Below are 20394 nucleotides of genomic sequence, written 5' to 3' on the forward strand. Positions count from 1 at the left end.
AATACGTGGATTCCATATATGTTTTGGGGCAAAAATGAGTTATGTCACTACTCATTTTTGCCTTTTTCATTAGCATTAAAACTCAATCTATCGACCGTATTGCTCAATAATAAAGTGCTCAAAATCATCACACATTTGGTCATTCGACTTTGCATTATTCGCTAATTCAGTTGCTCCATCAACGATCGATACCTTCGCATTCAAATCCGCGACTGGTGCACGTTCTCTTGTCGACAGCTGTTTGATTTTTTGCTCCTCAATCGCCCAAGCCTCCTCTGGCGATAAGTTACACTCGTCAGCGAGATATTTGGCATTAAAACCTTCCCCAGTCAGGCTTTCGATTGTACCGTTATGGTTCACGCTATTGCCTTTATGCCAATAGTGTTTCGCCAACAAAGGCCCGATCTCTGGGTTATCTGTTAAGTAACCAAACTTGTCGGTGAAATAAGCTCGTGTTTGATACACCGCCATATGAGCCAATAGATAACCTTGGTATGAGCAAGATGCTTCATCAGACAATAAGTGAGGGATCGCCATCAGTGGACGAGGGCTGCAAGACAATCCAAGAATTGCCTTTTCACTGCTACGAGCAAGTGCCGTGATTTTTTCAGGCGTGAGGTCTTCATCAGCTAATTCGTACAGGGCTCGCTCGAAATATGGAACCACAAGAATGCTGCGTTCTTGGTAAGCTCGGAAGGGCTGTTTATTGTCGATGATGGCTTTAATTAGATCATCTGGCACAGGTTGCCCGTCCGCATTTAGAGCGTACTGTTTTAGCCAGTCAGCGTCATTTAACAAGCTGTCGCAGAACATGGATTGTGTTTCAGCATAAGCCATCGAAGTCGGCGCAAACTCTTGAGAGAAACAAGGGGCGTTCATTTTTACATTAGCAAAATGCGCCGCGTGACCACCTTCGTGAAATAGTGTGTTAATCCCATCATAGCCACTGCCTATTTGATCGGGCTTAGCGTTGCTAGTGAAATTAACTTGGGCCGCAACCCAAGCATCTTGGTCATAGAAAGAAGGGATAGGGCCATGGCAGAAGCCATTAGGGTACTTACCTTTACGATCAAGCAGATCCAATTTTAATGTCGCTTGAGAGTATTCGATGTTGAGGCGACCAAAAGATTCAATCCAGCGTCGAAGTGACTTTGAGAACGGAACATAAGGATCAAGATCATTCATAACGTCACCTGCAAAAGAGTAGGTAAAGTTATGGGCTTGAAGTGCATTCTCGCCTTTCTGCTCTGCCAAATTGGCTAGGCTTTGCTGATGGCTATCACGCGTGCGTGCTTCGAAGTCATCCAGAATCGTAAACAGTTGTTCTGTCGTCATCTGTTCGGTTTTTACCACCGAGTAATCAAAGAAGGTTTTAAACCCCAGTGATTGAGCAAATTGGTTACGTTTTTTGATCAGCTCAATAAAGCCGTTAGCCAGCAGCCATTGCTCTAAATCTAATAATGCTTGATGTGCAGAAAGCCTAACTTGTTCATTACCATTACTTCTAACGGCTGAACCTAAAACAGGCAGTGACCCTTCCGTTTCATCGCCTGTTTCATTTACGTAAGTCATCGCATGATTCTGCTTTTTCTCAAACAGTTCAGCCTCAAACTTTATGAGATCGGCTTTGAGCTTCTGAGACTGCTCAGACTCAATAGCGTGAGATCTAAAGGTCGCTAACCAACCATTCAAGCCTGTTAGTGTACTCTCTTTTTCGAGAGGATCTTGAATTTTATCGATAGCAGCAAGTTGCGTTTCGATAGCAGTAATCTGTTCGGCAGCGCTTAGAAATTCCGTCCACTGAGTCTGTGCGAGTGTCGAACCATCGTGGTCGTCACTGATACCCATATATGTATCCCAAAAGAAGTCTTCTTTCGCTTTATGAGTCGCAAGATACTTTTGATTCAATTGGTTGAGATAGTTCGTTGCAGTCATGACATTCCTTGAAATTTAACCAGTAATTTCAACATTATGACACATTCATTGAATGTATTTTGTGACGTTAAGTATAACGGCATAGAAGTTACCTTTTCATCAAGGCGTGTTGAACCAATACGGCTTCATCAGTTTACCGCCAGAAGCTATTCAACGTAACAAAGTGAGATTGTCGCTTGAAGAGCCTGCGATTGAAGGTGGCTATAAGTAATTAGTACGGCGTGTTGCAACTGTTGTGGGAGAGTGATATTCTCTCTTTCGTAATGGTTCTCAACGTGACGGATTACGTTATTCGGTGATGAATTTATCTAGCGGGCATGTATGCCCGTTTTTTTTCGCCTAAAATTTGCGACTCGAGCGGTTGTTTGTCGATTGGTCACGTATAATGGACACTTCATATAGCGCTAAATAAGCCCAGTCGATGAAAATCTTTCAAGTTCTAATCTTGCCTCTAATGCTGTCCCTCAATGCTATTTCATTTTCAGCGCAAGCAACCGAAAGCTGGTGGCTAAGAACAGTATTTAACAGCAGCCCAAGTCAGCCGAATTCTCAAAACTATATTAACGACATCGAGTTGATGGATTGTGGTGAGATCGAAGATACGCTGTTATGCAGTGACTTAACCCAATATTACGATCTGGATGTGTATGTTGAACTGGAACTGGGCGACTCAAGCGTTGAAACAGTTCGCTTAAACCTGCCATATTCGGACCTAAGTTACACAAAGCTTCAGGCATACCTTCGCCAAGATGGCTTTGCTCTCAGTTCAATTCGTATTGGTGAAGATGAATTCGATGTTACAGCTCAACTCGAACAAGCTCGAAATGAAGGTGTTGGTTTCGATAAGGTGGATAAACAGCTGGTCGAATTCATCAACGCGCCTCACGGTTCAGCAGAGCAACTGAGTGTGTGGAATGTGCCTAGCTTATCTTCTTCTAGCTCTACTTCTCCTTGGATTCAGTTACAGAGTGATGGTGACAACTTAACGGTTGAACTTAATCGTTTTTAATTGCTCAAATTTATAGATAGTTTCGTTATTTATTAGGCTAAACAAGCCTTTCAGGAGAACGGCTCGCGGGCAGACAGCAAGTTATAATTCATTTAAGTGTTCGTTTTTCTGCGGCTCTCACATTTTTAATAAGCGTTTAGCTTTGCCATTTGTTATACGTTGAGCCTTCGGTAAAACGAGATTAGGATACGTTCAGTATTGATAAAGGAGACAACCCATGGTTGCAAGAGTAACGATAGCGCCACAAGGCCCAGAACTTTCTGAGCTGGTGCAAGGATACTGGCGTACAGCAGAGTGGGGCATGACCCCGCAACAACGCCTGACTTTCCTGAAGCAACATATTGATCTTGGCATCACAACTGTTGATCACGCGGATATTTACGGTAACTACCAATGTGAAAAGTTGTTTGGTGAGGCTTTAGCGCTTGAACCAAGCCTTCGTGATGATATTCAAATCGTCACCAAGTGCGATATCAACCTATGTGGTGACCACACTCCAGATCGTAAGATCAATCACTATGACACCAGCGCGCAGCATATTTACCAATCAGTAAATAACTCATTAGAGCACTTAGGTGTTAACGATATCGATGTATTGTTGATTCACCGCCCTGACGTGTTAATGGATGCCGATGAAGTAGCAGAAGCGTTCGCAGAGCTACACAAAGTAGGTAAAGTTAAGCACTTCGGTGTTTCTAATTTTTCACCGCGTCAGTTCGAACTGCTTCAATCTCGACTCGGTAAGCCGTTAGTGACCAACCAAGTTGAAATCAACCCATTGAACTTCGAAGTGGCTCATGATGGCACGCTAGATCAACTGCAGATGAACCGCATTCGCCCGATGGCGTGGTCTTGTCTCGGTGGTGGTAGCATCTTCAGTGGTGATTCAGCGCAAGCGGTTCGCGTTCGTGATGAGCTAGAGGCGATTCGTCAAGAAGTCGGTGCAGACAGCATTGATCAAGTGATTTACGCTTGGGTTCGTCGTTTACCATCTAGTCCAATTGCAATTATTGGTTCTGGTAAGATTGAGCGTGTGAAGACGGCCGTTGATGCACTGAAAATCGAGCTGACGCGCGAACAGTGGTATCGCGTATGGGTGGCATCTAAAGGTCACGGTGTGCCATAGAAAGCAATTCGTATAGAAGTCAAAGCCAGCTAAGTAAGCTGGCTTTTTTGTGTTCGCCTAACATGTTTCTCCAAAACTGTGATTAAGGTGGAATAATTTTCAAAAACACTCATAATGCACTCTGTTTTTCACCAGTTGGATATTTCCATTGAGCACTTCAAAATTCTCTTCAATCGCCCTTAAACCAGAGCTTCTAAATACGTTAGATTCTCTTGGTTATACTGAAATGACGCCGATCCAAGCGTTAAGTCTTCCTACTATCCTAAATGGCAAGGACGTTATCGGTCAGGGTAAAACGGGTTCAGGTAAAACAGCTGCTTTCGGTTTAGGCGTGCTGCAGAACCTACGCGTTAAGCGTTTCCGTGTTCAGTCTTTAGTGTTATGTCCGACTCGTGAGCTTGCAGACCAAGTAGCAAAAGAGATTCGTACTCTTGCTCGTGGTATTCACAACATTAAAGTGCTGACACTATGTGGCGGTATGCCAATGGGCCCACAGATTGGTTCACTAGAGCATGGCGCACACATTCTTGTGGGCACACCTGGTCGTATTCTTGATCACCTAGAGAAAGGCCGCATTGACCTGTCTGAGCTGAACACACTTGTGTTAGATGAAGCGGATCGCATGCTAGAGATGGGTTTCCAAGACGCTTTGGATGCTGTGATTGAAGCGGCGCCAAAAGAACGCCAAACTCTGCTATTCAGTGCGACTTTCCCTAAACAGATCAAATCTGTTGCAGACCGCATTATGCGCAATCCAGAAATGGTGAAGGTTGAATCAACACACGATCACTCAAGCATCCAACAACACTTCTACAAGTTAGAAGGTTCTGAAGCTCGTGATGACGCTCTAGAGCTGCTGTTGTTGCATCACCAACCGGAGTCTGCGGTTGTGTTCTGTAACACTAAGAAAGAAGTGCAGAACGTAAACGATGAGCTAAGCCACCGCGGTTTCAGTGTTATCGAACTTCATGGTGACATGGAACAGCGTGAACGTGACCAAGCTTTGGTTCAGTTCTCAAACAAAACCATCTCGATTCTAGTGGCGACAGACGTTGCGGCTCGCGGTCTTGATGTTGATAACCTAGATGCTGTGTTCAACTTTGAATTGTCTCGCGACCCTGAAGTTCACGTACACCGTATTGGTCGTACTGGCCGTGCAGGAAGCAAAGGCGTAGCGATCAGCTTTTTTAGTGAAAAAGAGATGTACCGTGTTGCTCAAATTGATGAGTACATGGACATGCCAATCGAGCCATCTGAACTGCCAGCAAAACCAATTGCTAAGCCGTACTACTCAAACATGGTTACCATCCAAATTGATGGCGGTAAGAAAGCTAAGCTTCGTGCTGGTGATATTCTTGGCGCACTGACGGGCCAAGGCGGCATTGATGGTAAATCAGTAGGTAAGATCAATCTGTTTGCAATGCGTGCTTACGTAGCGGTAGAAAGATCTGTGGCTAAAAAAGCACTGAACAAAATCGAATCAGGTAAAATGAAGGGTCGTCAATTCCGCGCCCGAATCCTGAAGTAATTCGAGACTGAATCCCTTTGCTGCGATATGTCTAATTAACGACATTGCTAATTAATGGCATTGCAGTAAAGGGTGTTCCACAAAATGCCACTTAAGTTTCTTATCTTAGGTTTATCGACCTAGTCCTCTATACCAAAGCATTATTCATCGGGTCTTATCGAATAAAGATCGTTGATATGTTTTCCTTCGCTAAGATACCAAGTCATCGCTTCCTGTCGATTGTGAACCAATATCGTGATTGTGGTTATTGAACCATCATCAAAATAACAAAGCTCATATTCTAAATCGCTTGGATGATCAGGAATAGCGGCCATAGCTTCCCTCCCAAATATCAATCATTTTAAATACGTCAACCCAACTCATTTATAGGGTTCGTATCACGTCAAATGAGTAATAAAATCAAGTCACATCACTGCCATTAATTATTTTTAGTTTAATCATTTGCCTAAATAGCTAGATTAGCAAGTTTGGGTCTCAATTTATCTCAAAGTTCTTACGACCACTGTTTATTAAGACTACTTTTATAAGAGCTAGAATTAGCGTTATAAAAACTGGGCTAACCTTAAAGGGATGAGTTAATCGGTTTGTGGCTTTGTTGAATGTCGTGAGAGGGTAGAATGAGAAAGTGCCGGTGGTTAGTTTTAGTGATCTGTTTTCTATTTACTGGGTGCGGGACCAAGTTCGCCTATAACAATATAGGTTGGTTTGTCGTTAGCTATATAGAAGATTTTGTTTCCCTCTCAAATAGCCAAGAATCAGAGCTTGAAGAGCGATTAGATATATTACAGAAATGGCATAAAGAAACTCAGCTACCTCTGTACATCTCGCAATTAGAAGCGATTCAAAACGTAGATCGGTCGGATATGAATCCCGCTTTTATTGTGGGCCAAAGTGAACAAACGAAAGAGCATATTCGCACAATCGTCAATAAGTTCGCTCCAGATATTTACGCCTTGAGTATGCAGCTTAGCCCTAAGCAAGACAGGGAGTTTTTAAAGAACTTTCGTGAAAAGCAGCAAGACTATTATGAAGAAAGGTTGTCGTTGAACGATGACGATTCGAGAGAGCGATACCGAAACAGAATAGAAGAGCGTGCAGAACGGTGGTTAGGTTCAGTATCGAAAGAACAAAAACAGATTATTTTGGCTTGGTCTAAAGAGTGGGTAAATACCAATAGCAGTTGGCGACAATATCAAAACAACATCTATGAAGAGCTAACGACGCTGATGGCAAAGAAGAGCGACCTACATATTGCTCAGCCAATTATTATGAAGTTGCTTTTAAACAATGAAGCTTATTATCCTGCTGAACTTGAGCCGCAGCTTAACCAAAATATGGAAACATCAGCCAAGTTTTTAGTAGATATGGCCGCGACCAGCAGTAACAAGCAGTGGGCGTATTTTATGAATGAGTTAGAAAGCCTCAAAGGAACGTTGGAGTCATTGCAAGAGTAGAGCGTTCTTTTTAAAGGCTAGCGGTCATTATCGAGCTAGCCTTTCATCAAACTGAATTTCGGAACCTAACCCCTGTTGCTCATCAGTAGTTTTGGAATCGAACTTTTGGCTGTCTTCGATATTTTCTGCATCAGTTGAAAGCTTGGCTGTTGAATGCCGTGATCACTTTGCAATTCATCAATCATCAATAACCACAACCGTGCTGTCATTTCTGAATCGGCTAACGCTCTGTGGAAAGTACCGTCGTTGTCGATATTTTTGAAACGCACAAGGTCGCCTAGCTTATGAGTTGGTGCTTCTTGGATTAGACGACGAGCTATCAACATTGAGCAAGCGAACTGTCCATTGTAATCGCGACCAATATTATCTAATTCCGCATCAAGAAAGCGCTTATCAAATGAGGCATTGTGAGCGACAAGTTGGCTGTCTTGAATGAAGTCTGCAAACTCATCCATCACTTCACTACAACTGGCCGCTGTGCTTAACATACGGTTACTGATTCCGGTATAACCTTCAATGAATCCACTCACACGAAATCCCGGGTTCATGAGCTGCTGGAAGGTGTCGACGACTTTGCCGCTAACGAGTTTAACCGCACCGATCTCAATCGCTCGGTCACCCATGTTTGGTGATAAGCCTGTGGTTTCGAAATCGAGAACGATAACGGAATCTGCGGAGTTTGAAGCCATCGTGTTTCCTAATTGCTGTTTGGTAGTATCGCTTTATATGGGGCGTTTGGTGTTGCTATGGGTCAATCAGTTATTTGCTAGTGCCGATAGTAAGTTCAGTGTAACCCGTCGAATCGTCGTGCTCTCTGCTGAAGGTCAAAGTATCGTAGCGGTGAACGATAAGTTCAGTGGTGGTTGCGATAATCGTCCCTTCAAGCAAATGCCCACCAATCACGTTGCCATTCTCATCAGCAACGGAGATATGAATATGCTGGTGGTTTGGGGTTAGCGTTGCCATCACCGAGACTATTTCGAACGGAGCTTGAACTAGCTTGGTGTTGTTGGCATTAGCTAAGCGAATATTGAGTTGAGAAACACATCCGACACAAGACGCAATAGAGCCCGCGGAGATATTGTGCGCTGTCACTAGCCTCTGGATCTCTAGCTTTAGGTCTTGGCCGCGGGTTAATCTCGTTGCGATAGGAGTGATCATCTTATTGCCTCAACGTTATATGTATTTCAAAGAACAAAACGAAGCCACATAGGGCTTCGTTTTATTTTCATTTTGGCTAACGCGACTTTTCTTTTGGTTAATGCAACTTTGCATTTTCTGTCGCTGAAATTACTTAGTCTTGTTGCTGTTCTCTTTTCTTCTTAGGAACGAAGTTCAATACTGAAATGGGTACTTCTTTGCGTGGTTCGAAACCTTCAACAACGCGACGTTCAATCAAGTGACCAAGACGTTTTTCAATAATACACAGGTTCTTGAAGTTATCTTTCGATAGGAAAGAGATCGCTTCACCAGATGCATCAGCACGGCCTGTACGACCAATACGGTGAACATAGTCGTCAGCTGGGAATGGGATGTCGTAGTTCACTACGCGGCTTAGATTATCGATATCTATACCACGAGCAGCAACCCCTGTTGCAACTAGATATTTTAGACGACCTTTCTTGAAGTCAGCCAGAATCTTTTCACGAATCGCTTGGCTACGTCCACTGTGGAACGCTTCTGCTTGGATACCACGCTTTTCAAGTTGAGCAACCAACTTAGCGGCGCCGTGCTTAGTCTCGATAAAGATAAGCGCTTGGTCCCACTCGCCGTCAGTGATCATGTGGCTTAACAGTGCAGATTTACGGTCTTTATCGACTGTAACTAGCCATTGTTCAATGTTCGCTTTAGATGCGTCAGTCTTGGCGATAGAAATCTCTTCCGCTTCACTGATTGCGCTTTTCGCTAGCGCACGCACTGGCGTTGATAGCGTTGCTGAGAACAACAGGTTTTGAATGTTTTGTGGCAAACGTGCGATGATCTTGTTGATGTCTTCGATGAAACCCATGTCTAGCATGCGGTCGGCTTCATCAAGAACCAGTACTTCAACTTCATCAAAATGAACCGCGCGTTGTCCGTACATGTCGATTAAACGACCTGGTGTTGCCACAAGAATATCCACGCCTTCAATAAGACGATCTTTCTGGTGTTGGTAAGACACGCCACCGTACATCGCTAGTGATGTTAGGTTTAGGAACTTCGCGTACTTAGTGATGTTCTGTTCAACCTGAACTGCCAGCTCACGCGTTGGTGTCAGGATAACTGCGCGGATACGTTTTTTACGCTGCGTTTCACCTTTGCTTAGCATTTCTAAGATAGGGAGAACAAAGCTCGCAGTTTTACCTGTACCTGTTTGTGCTGCAGCAATAAGGTTCTTACCAGAAAGAACAATCGGAATTGCTTTTTCTTGAATAGAGGTTGGCTTTTCATAGCCTTGTTTTGCAACGGCTTTAACAATAGGTGAGCTTAATCCAAGCTTGGAAAATGGCATAAGTTTCTCGGTATGATTTGGCTAAATAGCGATGGAAAGGTTTAACAATCTTATACAAGGATAAGATTAATGGCGGCATTCTACCATGTTGCTTGTGTACCGCTAGTAACATAGACACTTTAGTTGGATAATACTGGCTCAATAGCACAACGATAAGGCAGGAATGTAGAGCAAATAGCAAATCCGGTGGAGGATTAATCTCCCACTTATTTTTGCCACTGAATATGCACGATCAGTGATTATTTTGTTTGCTAAAAGAGGTGTTTATAAATTAAGTTGGATCTTGATATTATTTATATCAACAGTTTCATACAGCATATTCCAACTTGAATGAGTAAATAGACCTCCCATTTGGGTTACAGCTATTCTCGTTCCTCTAGACGCTTAATTCGGATATCCATTGAACGACGCTAACTTACGTAGACTTCAGCAGCTTATTGCAAAGTATGAACTAGGTGAAGAGTATCACCTAACGATCGATGACCTAGAACACTCGCTATCGACTTCTCGTCGAAACACTTCGATCATTCTTAAATGCTTATCAGAATATCGCTGGATTTGTTGGATTCCGTCCAAAGGAAGAGGGAAGCTTAGCCAGTTTAGAATTTTGGTCAGCTTTCCCGAAGCATTAGAACAAGTGTTAGCGCTTCAGTTAGAACAAGGGTGCTTTAACGTTATTCCTCGTCTTCTAGAAAGCTATGGTGATGCTGCAATAAAGGCACTGACGCTAGCGACTGAAAAACATAGTCTGTTCAATCAACAACATGACCATTTGCTGATCACTCAATATCCGTGGGTTGATAACCTTGATCCAGCAAAAACATACCGAACCGCAGAACATCACATCTTAAGAAGTCTATACAATACGTTACTCGTCCAAGACCATGAGGGAAATCCCCAAGCGAGCCTCGCGCACCATTGGAAGGTGGAAGGGCGATTTCTGCATTTTTGGTTGAGACCGAATGTGTTATTCCATGACGGTGAAACTTTAACGGCCAAAGATGTTGCTCAATGTTTGTTGCAGCTAAAAAATATCGAAGGGCCAGTACAGTCTTTATTTGATCAGGTCAGTGATGTTCAAGTGGTGGGTGATAAACAACTGACTATTGAGCTGACACACGCAAACCCAATGTTTCTCTATGCTTTGACTAGCCCACACGCGTCTATTTACCGCTGCAAGCGTACTTATTTTTCGAGCGGGCGCAGTGCCTATATCGGAACCGGACCTTTCTCATTAGACGATTGGAGCGAAGAGTGCTTGGTTCTTAAACGTCACCGAGGTTACTTTGCTCAAAATGCCTTGTTAGAACAGATAACGCTCACCGACATAGAAGGTTTGAATGATCACACCCTGAGTTTTAATCAATCTGGCGTAGCAGAAGAAACCACAATCAATGCACTTTCGTATCTTGCGGTTAATCGTAGAGAAAACTCGGGCATAACCCCTGAAGAACTCGACAGGTTGGTATCGTTTATCAAGTCCAGCAGTAAAGAGTTTGATGCTGATATGGTGACGGATGATCTGTCTTTCTCGCCGAGTAAATTAACATCCAGCAATCCCATTCCTATTTTGACGGGCACGGTTGTATTAACACGACCTAGAATGACGATTCCTTTACTTCAAGATATGGCGGACTGGCTGCAACAAACGATTGTAAAAACGGGTGTCGCTATTGAAGTTGTTGAGCTTACCAATATCAGTGACCCTAGCTCCATGAGTGAGTCGGCAGACTTGTTATTCATTGAAGAAGTTATCGAACAGCCAGCCGATTATGGCCTTTACGATTGGCTACTTGCTTCCTCTGGGCTCAGATTCATTTTCAACAATTCTGAGATGAAGGCGCATTGCGAGAGAGTTAGAGCTGCTGTCAGTGGCGAGGACCCAATGCGCGAGTTGAAAGAGATTGAAGGTTCGCTTTATCAACAGAAGTTACTTTGTCCGTTATTTCACGGCAAAGAGAAGGTTTTTAATAGTGTTGAGGTTCATGGGGTAGAGATTAACCAAACCGGTTATAGTGATTTTTATAAGCTTTGGATAGCTTCGAACGAGAAGTAATTAGTCCATTTTTAACCCCATTTCCCTATCTTTTAGTTTCTGTTCAAAATGAAAACATGCACGAATCGGCTATCACCCTTTCGTGTTTCTTTCTAATGCCAATCGCTATTATGGCTGGCTATGACTATCACAGTCATTTCCGGTCATCCCCCCAATGACAATTCCATTTATAATGTATTTCATTAGGATCTAATCGAATGAAACTTAAGCTTATTTCTATCGCACTTATAGCTGTTGGCCTTACGGCTTGTGGCGGAGGAGGCGGTGGTAGCAACACAAGTGCTCCTGCTCCTCAAACGAGAACCTTACAAGGTGTCGCCATTGACGGGTATATTTCCGGGGCGACCGCGTTTCTAGATATCAATTATAATGGCGTATTAGATGAAGGTGAGCCTAGCAGTGTCACGGACCATGAGGGCAGCTATGAGCTATCTTTGACGGGCTCTAACTCAGACTGTATGGACTACGCTCCAATCGTAGTGAACGTGCCAGTAGGCGCTATTGATGCAGACAGCCCAAACACACCGATTACTGAACCTTATCAGTTAATCTTTCCGCCAGTCATGACGGTGAGTTCTGAGCAAGAAATTAAGTCGACTACGCCACTGACAACTGTTTTATGGAATCAGATCCAAGCCGACTTGTATAAAGGTGGTTTAAACAGTTGCTCTGCTTTGAAGCAAGCCGTGAACACCCAAAATAGCATTATCCAAAATGTGAAAGAGCATGACTTCCGAATTGCGAACCGATACAACATCGCAGTAGAGGACTTGTATGGTGATTTCGTTAAAGATCAAAATACTGAGCTCTACGATTTAGCGCAGAAGATGATGCCTGCCATTAAAAAGTCGTATCAAGAGACCAAAGAGATTCAAAAAGAGAACCCGACAGCCCAGCAAGCTTATGTTGACTATTACTGGCAGCATTGGGATTACTCCAAGAAGAACGAAATTAATAAGTGGTATAAAGTTAAAACAGTGATGACTGCGGACAAGCTGATTGTGATCGAACATGAAGTTTCAGCCGACCTGCAGACAGAACTGGCGTTAAGTGAACATTTTGAGCGTAATGGTCAGAAGAAAGATGGCTTAGAGTATGACAGAGCAGCTTCGTTCTCATTGAATAGTGATGGAACGGAATATTCATGTTCAGTGCAAGAGACCATCAAGCAGCAGGTTCTGCCTAACTCATTGACTACTTTTGGTGTGATTAACCGTAGCGGGTCTCAACAACCTGATTGGGACAGCTGTTCTCGTCAAGACGTGGGTGCGGGCTTCATGCAAACCTTGTCGGCTGATGTTGTCGGTGACTACAAAGATCAGTTTACTCAGGTACAAGCGAAATTTAATTTTGAGAATAATGCACCACATCCAGAGTGGGTGAATTTGGGTGATTCATTGGGTAGCGTTTCACGCAGCGACTTTGATGCACTCAGCTATCTCTCGGTAGACTTTGATGACAATAGTTCTTATGGCTCTGATAGTTGGAACAGACATAAGTATGCGTACATTGAGAATACACCGTTTGATTACACTCAAACGATAACGTCTAAATACTCTCAAGGTAACTGGACCAAAGGTTATTATTACCAGAATGGAACAAGTCGAATGGAATGTTCAGATGATGGTGTGAATTGGTCAAAAGATACTTGTAAGTAACGCTGACGAAGTCGTTACTCAATAACTATAAATAGCTTTACGCAATAAAAAAATCCAGTGCCATCAGACACTGGATTTTTAGCTTTAGATAATATTAAAACGCGTTGTTAAGCGATCTCAATCTTCTCAGCTTGGTTCTGCTCTACCATTGATAGTGCTAGCGCTTCTGCAGCCTTAATGCCGTCGATACCAGCAGACAGGATGCCGCCTGCGTAGCCTGCGCCTTCACCTGCAGGGAAGAAGCCCTTAAGGTTGATGCTTTGGTAGTCTTTACCACGCTTGATACATACAGGAGAAGACGTACGAGTCTCAACACCGGTAAGTAGGCCGTCTGGTGTAGAGAAACCTTTGATTTTCTTCTCGAACGCTGGGATTGCTTCACGAATCGCTTCGATAGCAAAATCAGGCAGCGCTTTTGAAATGTCTGTTAGATGGATACCCGGTGTGAAAGACGGTTGTACTTCACCGATTGCACTTGGATCGCGACCTTTCAGGAAGTCACCGATTTTCTGTGCAGGTGCATCGTAGTTTTCGCCGCCAAGAACATAAGCACCGCTTTCTAGTTCACGTTGTAAACGGATACCAGCCAGTGCGTCACCTGGGTAATCGCGTTCTGGGTCGATACCAACTACGATCGCGCTGTTTGCGTTACGCTCTGCACGAGAGTATTGGCTCATGCCGTTTGTTACTACGCGGCCTTCTTCAGACGTTGCAGCAACCACAGTACCACCTGGGCACATACAGAAGCTGTATACAGTGCGGCCATTCTTACAGTGGTGAACCAGCTTGTAGTCCGCCGCACCTAGAATTGGGTTGCCTGCGTTTTTACCGAAGCGAGCTTCATCAATCATTGATTGCTTGTGTTCGATACGGAAACCAACAGAGAAAGGCTTCGCTTCCATGTAAACGCCACGGTCGTGTAGCATTTCGAATGTGTCACGAGCACTGTGACCAACAGCCAGTACTACGTGGCGAGATTTGATCTCTTCGCCGTTAGAAAGTGTTAGACCAGTGATTTGGCCATCTTCCATGTGAACGTCGTCTACGCGAGTGCTGAAACGGATTTCGCCACCGAGTTCAATGATAGAAGCACGCATTTTCTCGATCATGGTAACCAGTTTAAAGGTACCGATGTGCGGTTTACTTACGTATAGAATTTCTTCTGGTGCACCCGCAGCAACGAACTCTTCAATTACTTTACGGCCGTAGTGCTTTGGATCTTTAACTTGGCTGTACAGCTTACCGTCAGAGAAAGTACCTGCGCCGCCTTCACCAAACTGTACGTTTGATTCTGTGTTCAGCGTACGCTTACGCCAGAAACCAAAGGTATCTTTCGTACGCTCACGAACTTCTTTACCACGCTCAACGATGATTGGGTTGAAACCCATTTGAGCAAGCACTAGGCCAGCGAACAAACCACAAGGGCCAAAGCCGATAACCACAGGGCGTTCAGTTTGGTTTTCAACGGCTTTAGCAACAAACTTGTACTCCATATCAGGAGTTACTTTTACGTGCGGGTCGCTAATGAATTGTTCCAACAACTCAACTTCGTTTTCAACGAGAACGTCAAGCGTGTAGATAAGTAAGATCTTTGATTTCTTACGAGCATCGTAGCCACGTTTAAAGATATTAAAAGAGAGTACCTGATCAGAGTTAATACCAAGTTTCGCTTCAATAGCGTCTTGAATAGCAGACTCTTCATGGTCTAGTGGGAGTTTAATTTCGGTTAAACGTATCATTTCGATGTCTCGTTTTTATAGGTGTCTTAGCTAGATCGTTTCTTAATACAGAGTTTGATGGAAACGCTGATGTTCAAAGAAGCGATAAGCTCACAATGGCGCGCATTTTACGAGAAATTGATTTATCTGTCATACTAATTTGGAAACATGGAGCAAATAGACACGATATTAGAGCCGTATGATGTTGAATTTTGCTTTGGGATGAGTATTATCCCCATTCTTCAATTTTGACTAACTTATAGAGCAGAGCATCATGGCATTTGTCGTAGGCGATAATTGTATTCAATGTAAATACACAGACTGTGTGGCAGTGTGTCCCGCAGATGCGTTCCATGAAGGCCCAAACTTCATGGTAATTAACCCGATCGAATGTATCGATTGTGGTTTATGTGTACCTGAATGTGATGCTCAAGCGATCTTCCAAGAAGATGAACTGCCTGAAGATCAAAAGATTTTCATTGAAGTGAACGCAGAACTTGCTGAGATTTGGCCTGTGCAAACAGAAGTAAAACCAGCGATGGATGATGCGGAAAAGTGGAATGGTGTGCCTGATAAGTTGGCAATGCTAGAAAAGTAATTGTTGAAAAGAACTCAAATAAAAAGGCGTACTGATTTAATCAATACGCCTTTTTTAATATTTGAACATTGTCGACTGGATCGTTAGCTTATGAGACCTAGCTGTGCTGACGACGCATGTTGTCGAGAATGATGCCAGTCGCCATTGCAACGTTCAAAGACTCTGCGCCACCGAATGCTGGAATCGTAATCTTATCTGTCACGTATTTAGCGGCGTGTTCACGAATACCGTGAGACTCGCTGCCCATCAGCAAAATGCCATTTGCAGTGAAGTCAGTCTTATGAACACTTTCGCCTTCCAAAAATGCACCGTAAACCGGTAGATTCGCTTGCTCTAAGTAAGCTGGTAAGTCTGTTTGGCTTACGTGTACGCGGCCAAAGCTGCCCATAGTCGCGCTGATCGTTTTAGGGTTGTATGGGTCTGCGCAATCGCTGCTCGCAACGATATGCTTGATGCCGTACCAGTCTGCTACGCGAATAATCGTACCTAGGTTGCCAGGGTCTGAAACGCCATCAAGCGCAATCATCAGTCCTGTTGCTTCTGGTAGTTCAAACGTTGGGATCTCAACAACCGCAATCGCTGCGTTGTTACTGACCAAAGTGCTCGCTTTGGTTAGATCATCCAGCGAGGCTTCAACACAATCAAACTCAATCAGTGAAGCATGATTTTCAGATAAGAAATCAGCGGTAGCAAAGACATTCTTCACCACTAAGTCACTATTGAACAGCTCAAGAACGTTCTTTTCACCTTGAACTAGAAACAGGCCGTGGGCTTTACGTTGTTTCTTTTGACCCAAAGCACGAAGGAGTTTTAATTGGTTTTTTGAAATCATGTTTTTATCCTAGATATAAGCCCGCGCATTATAGAGCAAAGGTTAGCGAACCAAAAGCGTGATAGCTCAATGCGATCCATATAAAAAGCAAAAGCGATCCACTTAAAAAAGAAAAGCGCACTAAATAGCGCGCTCTTATGGGATTTACTTACTTAAGTTAAGCTGAACTGACAGCCTAATACGGAGCAGGGTAGCGCTTAAAGACTGTGTTGATATCAGTCAGGATCTCTTCTGATAACGGTTTACTGAAAGCGGCTACGTTCTCTTTTAGCTGCTCCATGGTCGTTGCACCAATGATAGTGGACGTCACCCCATCAACTTGATTACACCATGCCAATGCCAGTTGGCTCGGAGTAAATCCATGAGCGTTTGCTACTTCAACATAGCCTTTAACCGCTTCGTTGGCAGATTCAGTGTCACGGAAAATGCCTTTACGTTGCATGTAAGTCCAACGGCTGCCTTCCGGTCTTGCGCCATCGATGTACTTTCCACTCAACATGCCTGCAGCTAAAGGTGACCATGGCAGGTAAGCGACATCTTCATGCACACAGTTCTCAATCAGATATGGCCAGTCTTTTGCGTGCAGCAAGCTAAATTCATTCTGAATCGAAACCATACGTGGCAAATCGTGTTTCTCGCTCAGCTTGAGGTATGTGTTAATGCCCCAAGTAGAATCATCTGAAAGCCCGACATGGCGAATTTTCCCCGCCTTAATGCAGCTTGCCAGTGCTTGTAGGATTTCCAACATCTCAGCTTCATGCTGCTTTCGGTCAATATCACTGAATCGAATGTGATTCGGGAAATGCTTACCAAAGTGAGGCGTTGTACGATTTGGCCAATGAAGTTGGTAAAGGTCGATATAGTCTGTTTGTAGGCGTTTTAATGATGCGTCAACGGCTGCGATCACCGCTTCACCCGTTATCGGGCCGCCATCTCGAACCCAAGGAAGCCCTGGCCCGGCAATTTTGCTCGCAATGATCAACTCTTGTCGACGCTGTGGGTTACGCGATAACCAGTTACCAATGATCGCTTCTGTTTTTCCGTAGGTATCTGGAGAAGGTGGAACCGCGTACATCTCTGCAGTATCGATAAAGTTAATACCTTGGCTTAATGCGTATTCGATCTGTTGGTCGGCTTGCTGCTGCGTATTTTGTAGCCCCCAAGTCATGCTGCCAAGACAGATACGGGAAACGGGAATTTGACTACTTCCTAGCTTTGAATATTCCATTGAATTCGGGGTTCCTGTGGTTAGGTTCTCTGGTACTCGCATTATAGTTTTGAAAAGAGGGCGAGTGAGGAATGAAAACGAATATGAATTATTAGCACAAAATGACACGACAAGGTATGGCATCGGGGAGTTTAGTGAGTCATTTCTCAGCGCTGCAAGCTAGTGTGTGCAATGCGTGAAAATACATTCGCGAGAAACTATGAGCCAATTGGTGATCGAGAAGTGAAGAACAACAAGCAATGAGCGAAGGTTTAATGTTCAGCTTGTTTGGGAGTGGGGGAGAGGAGAACAGATCAAAAATAAAAAAAAGCTCTACCGGATAGAGCGTAGAGCTTTTTTATAGGGGTCTTAATAGTGCTAGGTATTCATTGAGTTACGAGGTCGCGTTTGTGTCTAATCCACCCTGGATCTGCGCCTGTCTTAGAGCTTCCTGCCTTTGAACTTCTTTCTCAGTTAATACTGGTCGAAGCGTTTCCTCAGAGGCTTGAGGAGAGAAAATGAAATATTTATTAATCGTCATAACTGTGTCTCCGTGTAACGTATGACAGATTCTGCATCAAGGATAAATTGTGATCATCATCCACTTTGTACTTTTGTTAGGCTGAGAGCGGAGGGCGTAGAATGCGTACAAAGCGATCTCTTATCATCCGTATGCAATGTTGAACTGACGAAACCCTCTGTTTTCAAGTATAGGAAGCGCATCTAATTTCGCACAATAATGATTTAGAGCAATTACATACATGGTCAGGGGCGTAAGATGAAAACCCTCGCTACTGACTCTGTGCTCGTATTTATTTAACGATGTATCACTTATCGACATAATAATTAAGTCAGTAAATCAATTACTTAATCCATGGTGAGATGAATTATGGAAAAGCTTGTAGAACGTTTTCTGAATTACGTTACTTTTGATACCAAATCCGATCCTTCTAATCAGCAATGCCCAAGTTCACCGGGTCAAATTACCTTTGCTGAAGCCTTAAAGTTAGAATTGGTGGCATTAGACTTAGTTGATGTGTCTTTAGATGACAATGGATATTTGATGGCAAAACTGCCGTCGAACGTCGATTACCCAGTACCTGCGATTGGCTTTGTGGCGCACATGGATACCGCTCCTGACGCATCAGGCGCCAATGTGAAACCACAAGTGATTAAAGATTACCGAGGTGGAACGATTGAATTAGGTGACAGTGGCGAGAGCTTAAACCCAAGCCAGTACCCAGATCTTGATTCTTTACATGGTCACGACCTGATTACGACTGACGGCACAACTCTGCTTGGTGCCGACAACAAAGCGGGTATCGCTGAAATCATCAGCGCGATTGCTTACCTGAAAGCGAATCCAGACATCAAACACGGCGACATCTGCATTGGTTTCACGCCGGATGAAGAGATTGGTCGCGGTGCGAACCTGTTTGACGTTGAAAAATTTGGCGCCGAGTGGGCGTACACCATCGATGGTGGCCCAGTAGGGGAGTTGGAATTTGAGAACTTCAATGCCACGAGCGCTGATGTTATCTGTCATGGCGTGAACGTTCACCCGGGAACCGCAAAAGGTAAAATGGTGAACTCGATGAACATTGCAGCGCAATTCCAATTGATGATGCCTGCGCAAGAAACACCTGAGTGCACAGAAGGTTATGAAGGTTTTTACCACCTGAAATCGGCTGAAATGGGTGTGGCTCGCTCTGAGCTGGGTTACATCATCCGTGATTTTGAACGTGAGGGTGTAGAAGCACGTAAGGCATTCATGCAACAGAAAGTCGATGAGCTGAATGAGCGCCTTGAGAAAGGCCGTGTTGAGCTGGTGCTAACCGATAGCTACTTCAACATGAAAGAGATGGTTGAACCGCATCAACATATTATTGAATTGGCCAAGCAGGCGATGATTGAGTGCAATGTCGAGCCAATGGTTAAACCAATCCGAGGTGGTACAGACGGTGCTCGTTTATCTTTCATGGGGCTACCATGTCCGAATATCTTTACTGGTGGCTACAACTTCCACGGTATTCATGAGTTCATTACCATTCAAGGCATGGAACAGGCGGTTAAAGTGATTGTTGAACTGTCACAACGCACAGCCGTTCACTACCAAAAATAGCGGCCTTTAGCACGATATCTCTTTGTTTTTTGAGAGTATTCAATAATACTCTCTTTAAGCATAAGGGAGTACGCAATGAAAAAGTTAGTTTTACTTTGCACCCACTTAGCCGTGGGTGCTTTTGGTTTTGGGCTGGGTGTTTACGCATTACCTATCTTGATTGAGCCTGATTCTCCTTCCTCAAGTTCTGTTGAAGCGATCAGTGAGCAGGCTATCTACACGGGTGAGTTCACTAAAGATCGACAAGACAGTGACTTCTTGCACTGGGGAGAAGGTATCGTTTCTGTGTCTGAAAGTGCGATCGCTTTTGAAGGTGAATTGGCGCCGGGGCCTGATTACAAGGTCTACCTCTCACCTAAGTTCATTGAAACCGAGCAAGCTTTCAATGACAGCAAGAGCGAGTTACTGAGAGTCGGAGATGTGAAAACATTCGACCGTTTTATGGTTGAGCTTCCCGAAGGTACTGATCTTAATCGATTTAATACGGTTGTGATTTGGTGTGAAACTTTTGGTCAATTTATTACTTCTGCCAAGATAAAATGATAGCCTTAGCTAGGCTAATACCAGATTGTAAACGAGCGCTCAGGAGTTGAGCGCTTTTTCATAGAAAAGATATTAGCGGCTTTCTTGTAGAGCTAACCGTTGTAAAGCTAACTGTTG

At 43.9% G+C, this 20394-nt stretch carries 18 protein-coding genes and 1 pseudogene; 10 read left to right on the top strand and 9 right to left on the bottom strand.

The genetic code is table 11. From position 1 onward, the window contains the following. Positions 1–87 precede the first annotated feature (87 nt). Positions 88–1935, bottom strand: a complete 1848-nt coding sequence (locus AB4154_RS21275; RefSeq protein WP_136975048.1) for a M3 family metallopeptidase — start codon at positions 1933–1935, stop codon at positions 88–90. Between the two features lie 97 nt (positions 1936–2032). Between AB4154_RS21275 and AB4154_RS21280 the strand changes: the two are divergent. The 4 genes and pseudogenes from AB4154_RS21280 to dbpA form a co-directional block, all read left to right on the top strand. Next, positions 2033–2146 (top strand): annotated as a pseudogene (locus AB4154_RS21280) (phosphate ABC transporter substrate-binding protein); the annotation flags it as partial. A gap of 210 nt (positions 2147–2356) precedes the next feature. Further along, a complete protein-coding gene (locus AB4154_RS21285; protein ID WP_102321359.1) occupies positions 2357–2944 on the top strand; it encodes a hypothetical protein in 588 nt (195 codons plus the stop codon). A 217-nt stretch (positions 2945–3161) separates the two neighbouring features. Continuing rightward, positions 3162–4070 (top strand): aldo/keto reductase family oxidoreductase, encoded by a 909-nt coding sequence (locus tag AB4154_RS21290; protein ID WP_017064347.1) that lies wholly within the window; start codon positions 3162–3164, stop codon positions 4068–4070. A gap of 148 nt (positions 4071–4218) precedes the next feature. Beyond that, positions 4219–5598: an ATP-dependent RNA helicase DbpA gene (dbpA, locus tag AB4154_RS21295; protein WP_017064348.1), complete on the top strand. Its 1380-nt coding sequence runs from the start codon at positions 4219–4221 to the stop codon at positions 5596–5598. A gap of 140 nt (positions 5599–5738) precedes the next feature. Here the strand turns inward: dbpA and AB4154_RS21300 are convergent, their stop codons facing one another. Beyond that, complete coding sequence (locus AB4154_RS21300; protein WP_017064349.1) at positions 5739–5912, bottom strand: hypothetical protein; 174 nt, start codon at positions 5910–5912, stop codon at positions 5739–5741. Positions 5913–6215: 303 nt separating this feature from the next. Here AB4154_RS21300 and AB4154_RS21305 point away from each other — a divergent pair, with 303 nt between their 5' ends. Beyond that, positions 6216–7052, top strand: coding sequence for a DUF6279 family lipoprotein (locus AB4154_RS21305; protein WP_102320724.1), 837 nt, complete (start codon positions 6216–6218; stop codon positions 7050–7052). A gap of 65 nt (positions 7053–7117) precedes the next feature. On the opposite strand, the gene AB4154_RS21310 is transcribed toward AB4154_RS21305, so the two are convergent. The 3 genes from AB4154_RS21310 to AB4154_RS21320 all read right to left on the bottom strand — a co-directional run bounded on the left by AB4154_RS21310 (position 7118) and on the right by AB4154_RS21320 (position 9543). Continuing rightward, on the bottom strand, positions 7118–7741 hold the full coding sequence (locus AB4154_RS21310; protein ID WP_372124051.1) for a PolC-type DNA polymerase III: 624 nt from the start codon (positions 7739–7741) through the stop codon (positions 7118–7120). Between the two features lie 70 nt (positions 7742–7811). Next, complete coding sequence (locus tag AB4154_RS21315; RefSeq protein WP_372098846.1) at positions 7812–8213, bottom strand: PPC domain-containing DNA-binding protein; 402 nt, start codon at positions 8211–8213, stop codon at positions 7812–7814. Positions 8214–8346: 133 nt separating this feature from the next. Then, positions 8347–9543: a DEAD/DEAH box helicase gene (locus AB4154_RS21320; RefSeq protein ID WP_136973988.1), complete on the bottom strand. Its 1197-nt coding sequence runs from the start codon at positions 9541–9543 to the stop codon at positions 8347–8349. Between the two features lie 400 nt (positions 9544–9943). On the opposite strand from AB4154_RS21320, the gene AB4154_RS21325 reads away from it, so the two are divergent. Both AB4154_RS21325 and AB4154_RS21330 read left to right on the top strand, forming a co-directional pair. Next, complete coding sequence (locus AB4154_RS21325; RefSeq protein ID WP_017064353.1) at positions 9944–11599, top strand: ABC transporter substrate-binding protein; 1656 nt, start codon at positions 9944–9946, stop codon at positions 11597–11599. A 197-nt stretch (positions 11600–11796) separates the two neighbouring features. Further along, complete coding sequence (locus tag AB4154_RS21330; RefSeq protein ID WP_372124053.1) at positions 11797–13257, top strand: hypothetical protein; 1461 nt, start codon at positions 11797–11799, stop codon at positions 13255–13257. A gap of 107 nt (positions 13258–13364) precedes the next feature. Here the strand turns inward: AB4154_RS21330 and AB4154_RS21335 are convergent, their stop codons facing one another. Next, a complete protein-coding gene (locus AB4154_RS21335) occupies positions 13365–14996 on the bottom strand; it encodes an NAD(P)/FAD-dependent oxidoreductase (RefSeq protein ID WP_372124055.1) in 1632 nt (543 codons plus the stop codon). A 253-nt stretch (positions 14997–15249) separates the two neighbouring features. Between AB4154_RS21335 and fdxA the strand changes: the two genes are divergently transcribed. Further along, positions 15250–15573 (top strand): ferredoxin FdxA, encoded by a 324-nt coding sequence (fdxA, locus tag AB4154_RS21340; RefSeq protein WP_004737806.1) that lies wholly within the window; start codon positions 15250–15252, stop codon positions 15571–15573. A 97-nt stretch (positions 15574–15670) separates the two neighbouring features. Here the strand turns inward: fdxA and AB4154_RS21345 are convergent, their stop codons facing one another. The 3 genes from AB4154_RS21345 to AB4154_RS21355 all read right to left on the bottom strand — a co-directional run bounded on the left by AB4154_RS21345 (position 15671) and on the right by AB4154_RS21355 (position 18153). Beyond that, complete coding sequence (locus AB4154_RS21345; RefSeq protein ID WP_065584752.1) at positions 15671–16405, bottom strand: RNA methyltransferase; 735 nt, start codon at positions 16403–16405, stop codon at positions 15671–15673. A gap of 175 nt (positions 16406–16580) precedes the next feature. Continuing rightward, entirely contained in the window at positions 16581–17633 is a 1053-nt protein-coding gene (locus AB4154_RS21350; RefSeq protein ID WP_032545660.1) for an aldo/keto reductase, read from the bottom strand. 373 nt (positions 17634–18006) lie between these two features. Further along, positions 18007–18153, bottom strand: coding sequence for a hypothetical protein (locus tag AB4154_RS21355; RefSeq protein ID WP_017059486.1), 147 nt, complete (start codon positions 18151–18153; stop codon positions 18007–18009). 348 nt (positions 18154–18501) lie between these two features. Between AB4154_RS21355 and pepT the strand changes: the two genes are divergently transcribed. Together pepT and AB4154_RS21365 are read left to right on the top strand one after the other, a co-directional pair. Then, positions 18502–19734, top strand: a complete 1233-nt coding sequence (gene pepT, locus AB4154_RS21360) for a peptidase T (protein ID WP_372124057.1) — start codon at positions 18502–18504, stop codon at positions 19732–19734. A 75-nt stretch (positions 19735–19809) separates the two neighbouring features. Beyond that, on the top strand, positions 19810–20277 hold the full coding sequence (locus AB4154_RS21365; protein ID WP_372052339.1) for a DM13 domain-containing protein: 468 nt from the start codon (positions 19810–19812) through the stop codon (positions 20275–20277). Positions 20278–20394: the final 117 nt, after the last annotated feature.

Source organism: Vibrio sp. 10N.286.51.B11, assembly GCF_041469245.1.
GTDB lineage: Bacteria > Pseudomonadota > Gammaproteobacteria > Enterobacterales > Vibrionaceae > Vibrio > Vibrio crassostreae_C.

Excerpts from the sequence above, each read along its gene's own strand:
- AB4154_RS21305 (WP_102320724.1), top strand. The coding sequence starts at position 6,216 with ATGAGAAAGTGCCGGTGGTTAGTTTTAGTGATCTGTTTTCTATTTACT.
- pepT (WP_372124057.1), top strand. The coding sequence starts at position 18,502 with ATGGAAAAGCTTGTAGAACGTTTTCTGAATTACGTTACTTTTGATACC.
- fdxA (WP_004737806.1), top strand. The coding sequence starts at position 15,250 with ATGGCATTTGTCGTAGGCGATAATTGTATTCAATGTAAATACACAGAC.
- AB4154_RS21335 (WP_372124055.1), bottom strand. The coding sequence starts at position 14,996 with ATGATACGTTTAACCGAAATTAAACTCCCACTAGACCATGAAGAGTCT.
- AB4154_RS21315 (WP_372098846.1), bottom strand. The coding sequence starts at position 8,213 with ATGATCACTCCTATCGCAACGAGATTAACCCGCGGCCAAGACCTAAAG.
- AB4154_RS21365 (WP_372052339.1), top strand. The coding sequence starts at position 19,810 with ATGAAAAAGTTAGTTTTACTTTGCACCCACTTAGCCGTGGGTGCTTTT.
- AB4154_RS21345 (WP_065584752.1), bottom strand. The coding sequence starts at position 16,405 with ATGATTTCAAAAAACCAATTAAAACTCCTTCGTGCTTTGGGTCAAAAG.
- AB4154_RS21355 (WP_017059486.1), bottom strand. The coding sequence starts at position 18,153 with ATGACGATTAATAAATATTTCATTTTCTCTCCTCAAGCCTCTGAGGAA.
- AB4154_RS21320 (WP_136973988.1), bottom strand. The coding sequence starts at position 9,543 with ATGCCATTTTCCAAGCTTGGATTAAGCTCACCTATTGTTAAAGCCGTT.
- AB4154_RS21275 (WP_136975048.1), bottom strand. The coding sequence starts at position 1,935 with ATGACTGCAACGAACTATCTCAACCAATTGAATCAAAAGTATCTTGCG.
- AB4154_RS21300 (WP_017064349.1), bottom strand. The coding sequence starts at position 5,912 with ATGGCCGCTATTCCTGATCATCCAAGCGATTTAGAATATGAGCTTTGT.
- AB4154_RS21290 (WP_017064347.1), top strand. The coding sequence starts at position 3,162 with ATGGTTGCAAGAGTAACGATAGCGCCACAAGGCCCAGAACTTTCTGAG.
- AB4154_RS21330 (WP_372124053.1), top strand. The coding sequence starts at position 11,797 with ATGAAACTTAAGCTTATTTCTATCGCACTTATAGCTGTTGGCCTTACG.
- AB4154_RS21285 (WP_102321359.1), top strand. The coding sequence starts at position 2,357 with ATGAAAATCTTTCAAGTTCTAATCTTGCCTCTAATGCTGTCCCTCAAT.
- AB4154_RS21310 (WP_372124051.1), bottom strand. The coding sequence starts at position 7,741 with ATGGCTTCAAACTCCGCAGATTCCGTTATCGTTCTCGATTTCGAAACC.
- AB4154_RS21350 (WP_032545660.1), bottom strand. The coding sequence starts at position 17,633 with ATGGAATATTCAAAGCTAGGAAGTAGTCAAATTCCCGTTTCCCGTATC.